At 49.5% G+C, this 6,044-nt stretch carries 8 protein-coding genes; 2 read left to right on the forward strand and 6 right to left on the reverse strand.

Annotation, left to right across the window (positions count from 1 at the left end; translation table 11 throughout):
- The first annotated feature begins 14 nt into the window (after positions 1-14).
- Positions 15-347, forward strand: a complete 333-nt coding sequence (trxA, locus tag ACTHUM_RS10330; RefSeq protein WP_003681479.1) for a thioredoxin TrxA — start codon at positions 15-17, stop codon at positions 345-347.
- A 61-nt stretch (positions 348-408) separates the two neighbouring features.
- Here trxA and ACTHUM_RS10335 read toward each other — a convergent pair whose 3' ends face one another.
- The 6 genes from ACTHUM_RS10335 to ACTHUM_RS10360 form a co-directional block, all read right to left on the reverse strand.
- Positions 409-726, reverse strand: coding sequence for a DUF2322 family protein (locus ACTHUM_RS10335; RefSeq protein WP_049335566.1), 318 nt, complete (start codon positions 724-726; stop codon positions 409-411).
- 97 nt (positions 727-823) lie between these two features.
- The gene (gene upp / locus ACTHUM_RS10340) at positions 824-1,450 is read right to left on the reverse strand and encodes a uracil phosphoribosyltransferase (protein WP_004519527.1); all 627 of its coding nucleotides are present in this window, start codon (positions 1,448-1,450) and stop codon (positions 824-826) included.
- A gap of 146 nt (positions 1,451-1,596) precedes the next feature.
- Positions 1,597-1,908, reverse strand: a complete 312-nt coding sequence (grxD, locus tag ACTHUM_RS10345) for a Grx4 family monothiol glutaredoxin (RefSeq protein WP_003681608.1) — start codon at positions 1,906-1,908, stop codon at positions 1,597-1,599.
- Positions 1,909-1,996: 88 nt separating this feature from the next.
- The gene (locus ACTHUM_RS10350; RefSeq protein ID WP_049335564.1) at positions 1,997-3,247 is read right to left on the reverse strand and encodes a glutamate-5-semialdehyde dehydrogenase; all 1,251 of its coding nucleotides are present in this window, start codon (positions 3,245-3,247) and stop codon (positions 1,997-1,999) included.
- Between the two features lie 9 nt (positions 3,248-3,256).
- Positions 3,257-4,060, reverse strand: coding sequence for a glutamate 5-kinase (proB, locus tag ACTHUM_RS10355; RefSeq protein WP_049335562.1), 804 nt, complete (start codon positions 4,058-4,060; stop codon positions 3,257-3,259).
- Positions 4,061-4,323: 263 nt separating this feature from the next.
- Positions 4,324-5,109, reverse strand: a complete 786-nt coding sequence (locus ACTHUM_RS10360) for an inositol monophosphatase family protein (protein ID WP_004519521.1) — start codon at positions 5,107-5,109, stop codon at positions 4,324-4,326.
- Positions 5,110-5,283: 174 nt separating this feature from the next.
- On the opposite strand from ACTHUM_RS10360, the gene ACTHUM_RS10365 reads away from it, so the two are divergent.
- The coding region (locus ACTHUM_RS10365) for an RNA methyltransferase (protein WP_440402848.1) at positions 5,284-6,044 on the forward strand (761 nt) is incomplete at its 3' end.

Consider the following 6,044-nt stretch of genomic DNA (forward strand, 5'->3'; position numbering starts at 1 on the left):
AAAAGGAAACAAACATGAGCAGCGAATTGATTATCCACGCCAGCGATGCCAGCTTCGAACAAGACGTTTTGAAATCCGACGTACCTGTATTGCTGGACTTCTGGGCACCATGGTGCGGCCCTTGCAAAATGATCGCCCCAATCTTGGACGACATTGCCTCCGAATTCCAAGGCCGTCTGAAAGTCGTTAAAATCAACATCGACGACAATGAAGCCACTCCTGCCAAATTCGGCGTTCGCGGCATCCCTACCCTGATGGTGTTCAAAAACGGCGAAAACGTTGCCACTAAAGTTGGCGCATTGGCTAAAGGTCAACTGACTGCATTCGTTGAAGCCTCTATCGCTTGAGGCTTTAAGCATATAAAAAGGCCGTCTGAAAATTGTTTTCAGACGGCCTTTTTTGTATTCATTAAGCAGCCAATGGTTTCAAAGTCAGGCTGGCATTTTCAGCTTTCACTTTAAACAGCAAATCAATATTCGGATGTTTGCCCGGATTGGCTTCGGCATCGGCAACATGTTCGGCAAACCATGCCAGGCCGCGTTCTGCCGCCGCTGCGTCAAGTTTACCGCCAAACTCTTGCGCCAAAGCATGGTAAAGCTTGAGCGAGCCTTGTTTGCCGGGTGCATTGGGAATGTGATGAACCACATTGCCCTCTTTGTCGAGAATATCTAAGCCGCTCAAATGATCGATGGCAGGCATGGCGGCAAGATTATCTTGGAAGCTCATGATTGTCCTTTCTGATGTGGGTTTTAAAGCAAACCATATAACAAGGCCGTCTGAAAGTTTAGGTTTGACACTTTTCAGACGGCCTTAAACATTTCAATTAACGTGTACCGAAAATCTTATCGCCGGCATCGCCCAAACCGGGAATGATGTAGCCGTGTTCGTTCAAGTGGCTGTCGAGCGCGGCAGTGTAGATGGTTACATCAGGATGCGCGTCATTGACGGCTTTTACGCCTTCCGGAGCGGCAACCAATACCAATGCTTTGATGTTACGGCAACCTTTGGCTTTTAAAAGGTCGATGGTGGCAACCATAGAGCCGCCGGTCGCCAACATTGGGTCAATAATCAGTGCGGGACGTTCGTCCATGCTGTCGACAAATTTTTCAAAATAAGAAACCGGTTTCAAAGTTTCTTCATCGCGCTGCAAGCCGACAACGCTGATTTTGGCAGTCGGAATCAGGTCGAGTACGCCGTCAAGCATACCCAAACCGGCACGCAAAATCGGGACAACGGTCAGCGTTTTGCCTTTGATGCGGTCGCCTTCAATAGAGCCGCACCAGCCGTCAATAATATATTTTTCAATTTCAAAATCACGGCTGGCCTCATATGCCATCAGACGTGCCAACTCGGTGGTAAGCGTGCGGAATTTGTAAGTGCTGCAATCCGCTTCACGCATCAGCGTGAGTTTGTGGCGGACTAAAGGGTGGTTGATAACGGTAACGTTCATGTTGATTTTCCGAATTGCGTTGATGGAGGGGGATTATACTTTTTTTCGCATGGCGCGCAAAGTGCGTATTCATGCGAAAGGCCGTCTGAATCAGGGTTTCAGACGGCCTTTGTCAACAATTTTACATTACGGAATATTGTGGATAATTAAGCTTTCAGCAATTCTTGCAGTTCGCCTGCTTCATACATTTCCATCAAAATGTCGGAGCCGCCGACAAATTCGCCGTTAACGTACAGTTGAGGAATGGTCGGCCAGTCGCTGTATTCTTTAATGCCTTGGCGTACGGCATCGTTTTCCAATACGTTGACAGTCACATAGTCGGTGCAACCTGCCGCATTGAGGATTTGTACGGCACGGGAAGAGAAGCCGCATTGCGGAAATTGCTTCGTGCCTTTCATGAACAATACGACGCGGTGTGTGGTAACGACTTCTTTGATTTGATCGTGGATAGAGGACATGGTGTGTTCCTTTTTACTAAATCGGTTGTTCGGGAAAAATCAAATTTCCCGCCATTATACGCAAATTGATGAAGTTGAGGGGCGTTTATCAACGTCGGATCTGACCGTTGCCGTTGATGTAGAACTTGGTCGAAGTCAGCGCTTCCAAACCCATCGGGCCGCGGGCGTGCATTTTTTGGGTGGAAATACCAATTTCCGCGCCCAATCCGAAAACAAAGCCGTCGGTGAACCGAGTGGACGCATTGACATAAACCGCCGCCGCATCAATGCTTTCTTGGAAAAACTCGGCATGGGCAATGCTTTGGGTCACAATCGCTTCCGAGTGATGCGTCGTATGGCCGTTAATCCAATCGACGGCTTCTTCCACTGATTTTACCGTTTTGACCGACATAATATAGTCAAGAAACTCGGTACTGTAATCTTCCTCGGTTGCCAAAACAGCATTTTTAAAAATACGCAGCGCTTCCTGATCGGCTCTAAATTCGATCGGATGCACTTTGGCAACGGCTTCTTCCAGTTTTGGCAAAAACGCTTCCGCTATCTTTTCATGAACAACCAAAGACTCCGCGGCATTGCACACGCTCGGACGCTGCGTTTTCGCGTTCACGACGATATTGACCGCCATCTCCAAATCGGCACTGTCATCCACATAAATATGGCAATTACCGACTCCGGTTTCAATGACGGGAACTTTCGATTTCTCTTTCACCGTCTGAATCAAGCGCGCGCCGCCGCGCGGAATCAGTACATCAATATAATCAACCGCCTGCATCAATTCCTCAGCGGCAGCATGACTGGTATCTTCAACCAGCTGCACCACATCGGCATCCATCCCCGCTTTTACCAAAGTCTGCCTGATGACGGCAATCAATGCGGTATTGGAATGGATGGCATCGCGACCGCCGCGCAAAATAATGGCATTGCCGGTTTTAAAGGCCAGAGAAAACGCATCGACCGAAACATTCGGGCGGCTTTCAAAAATCATGGCAACCACGCCCAAAGGCACGCGTTTTTGAACTATTTTCAAACCGTCCAAATTGATATAGCCGCGGACAACCTGCCCAATTGGGTCCTGCAAATCGGCAACCTGCCCAACGCCTTCCGCAATGCCTTTGATGCGTTCGTGATTCAAACGCAGCCTGTCGAGCATAATGTCCGAAATGCCGTTTTCTTTTGCAGCGGCCAAATCGCGGGCATTTTCTGCCAAAATCATCTCAGCCTGTTCAACCAACGCCGTTGCAACCTGACGCAGCAGATTGTTTTTTTCCAAGCTTCCCAAGCTGATTAACGTTTTACTGGCTTTTTGGGCATTCTTGCCCAACTGTTCGATATAGCTCATCAAACCTCCCTATTTCTCTTGTGCAAACCACGTTCCAATAGGCGCGCCATCTAAAACCTGAAGAATATCGCGCGGATTGGCGCTGTTCATCAACACCATCTGGCCGTGATGTTCAAACATCATCTGCGCACTCTTAATCTTACTGAACATGCCGCCCGTACCAAACTTACTGCCCGATCCGCCGGCAGAAGCAATAATTTCTTCGGTAATATCGGCAACATGGCTGCGCAGCTTGGCATCGGCGTGAACAGCCGGATTTTTATCAAACAAACCGTCAATATCGGACAACATAATCAGCAAATCGGCTTTAACGATTTTCGCCACGACTGCCGACAAACGGTCGTTATCGCCAAACTTGGTGGCATGGTCCATCTCATCCACGCTGACCGCGTCGTTCTCATTGACAATAGGGATGACGCCGATGGAAAGCAGGGATTCAAAAGCATTGGTAACGTTTGCCAAACTTTCCGGATATTCGACCACATCACGCGTCAGCAGGATTTGCGATACCGTCATCCGATAATGGGAAAAAATCTGCGAGTAAAGGCTCATCATGGCCACTTGGCCGACGCTGGAAACAGCCTGCTGCTGCGCCATTTCCGCCGGACGTTTTTCCATGTTGAGGACATTCAGCCCAAAGCCCATCGCGCCGGAAGACACCAGCACAATTTCTTTGTCCTTACTGACCAAGCTGGAAATGACAAAGGCCAGTTGGTCGATTTTTGCCAAATTGATTTTGCCGTTTGGCAACACCAACGAACTGGTTCCAATCTTAATAACAATGCGTTTTACTGCTTCAAAATCTCGTTTCATTATTCTCCTCTGCTTTCTATTTTTATGATTGCATGCGGCATTATTTCAGCCAAACGTATCCATATCATAACTGCGAAGCAATAGAAAATACAGACAAAATTAAAAACGCTTCCTTTAAAAGCCGTATTTTCAGCTCTTATCCGAATCCGTTAATAACAAAATAAAAGGCCGTCTGAAACCCTATTTCAGGTTTCAGACGGCCTTTTACCGATTGTTTAAACTCTAGCCTGTCACGATAAATACAGACCGTTCCCTACAAAAGCTTATTGGTGTTCAGAAATAATTTTCAGCATTTGTGCCAATACTTTAGGATTGGCCGCAACGATGTCGCCGCTTTCCAACCAGCCTTCATCGCCGGACATATCGGTAACGATGCCGCCTGCTTCTTGGACAATCAATGCACCGGCGGCAATATCCCAAGGTTTGAGGTTGAACTCAAAGAAACCGTCCAAACGGCCGGCCGCAACGGCACACAAATCCAAAGAAGCCGCGCCTTCACGACGGCCGCCGGCGGTTTTTGACAAGAAATCTTTCAAAATCGCCAGATACTTGTCCATCATGCTTTGATCGACAACAGGGAAGCCGGTACCAATCAGGCAGCGGTTCAATTCGATGCGGTTGGAAACGCGGATACGGCGGTCGTTGAGCAACGCGCCTTTGCCGCGGGAAGCCATGTATACGTCGTTGCGCTCAGGTGCGTACACCAAAGCTTCTTGCAACACGCCTTTGTGCAGGAGTGCCATAGAGATGGCGTATTGGGGATGGCCGTGGAGGAAGTTGGTTGTGCCGTCGAGCGGGTCGATAATCCATTCGTACTCGGCGGTGGCTTTACCGTGGGAGCCGCCTTCTTCGCAAGTGATTTTATGATGCGGATAGGCTTCTTTGAGCGCTTCCACCAAAATCATCTCGGAGCTGCGGTCAACATCGGAAACGAAGTCGTTGAATGCTTTGCTGTCTACTTTGACGGCATCCAGATTGCCGGCGGCGCGAATCATCATTTGCCCTGCTTTACGGGCGGCTTTGAAAGCGGTATTTAAAAACGGATTCATGGTTTTCTTCCTAATTCAGGTAAAATACGCCCTAATGCGCCGAACAGGCACACAAGAGGCTGTTAATCGTTTCCGATGCTGTTAAAGAACATTTCAGACGGCATGGAAAAAGGCCGTCTGAAAACAAAAAGATGGCGCATTATACCTGATTCCCGTACAAACAGAAAACAAAACATGACTTCCGAAAAACCCGCCCTGCCCGCCTATCTGGACAATATCCGCATCATCCTCACGCGTACCAGCCATCCCGCCAATATCGGCTCCGCCGCCCGCGCCATGAAAACAATGGGCCTGCACAAACTGACCATCGTTGCCCCCAATCTGATGGCAACGCCGATGACGGAAAATCCGCCCGTATTCGATCCGGAGCATCCGCAATCGTTTAAATTACCGGAAGAAAGTTTCATCCTCGCTTCCGGTGCGGCAGACGTTTTGGAAAATGCCACCATTGCTGCCTCTTTGGACGAAGCCCTTGCCGACACCACCATCGCCTGCGCCCTGACCAGTCGCCGCCGCGAAATCACCGCGCCGCTGCAAACCCCGCGCGATTTGGTGCCCGAATTACTGCAGGCCGCCAACCGAGGCGAAAAAGTGGCACTGGTTTTCGGCAACGAGACTTTCGGCTTGAGCATCGAAGAAGTCCAAGCCTGCAACCGACTGATGACCATCAACGGCAATCCCGACTATTTCTCGCTCAACCTCGCCCAAGCCGTGCAGGTCGTGTGCTACGAAATCTTCAGCCAAACCGATTCGCCCATGACCCATCTTCAACAGGAAGACCACGCTGCGACCCATGAGCAAATCAAAGGCATGGTCGCCCACATGGAAAGCGTGATGAACGACATCGGCTTTTTCAACCGCCGCAACGGCGAGCGCCTGATGCGCCGTATGCAGAGCCTGTTCGGACGCGCCAACACGCAAACCGAAGACATCGA

The organism is Neisseria sp. P0021.S006 (assembly GCF_051956895.1).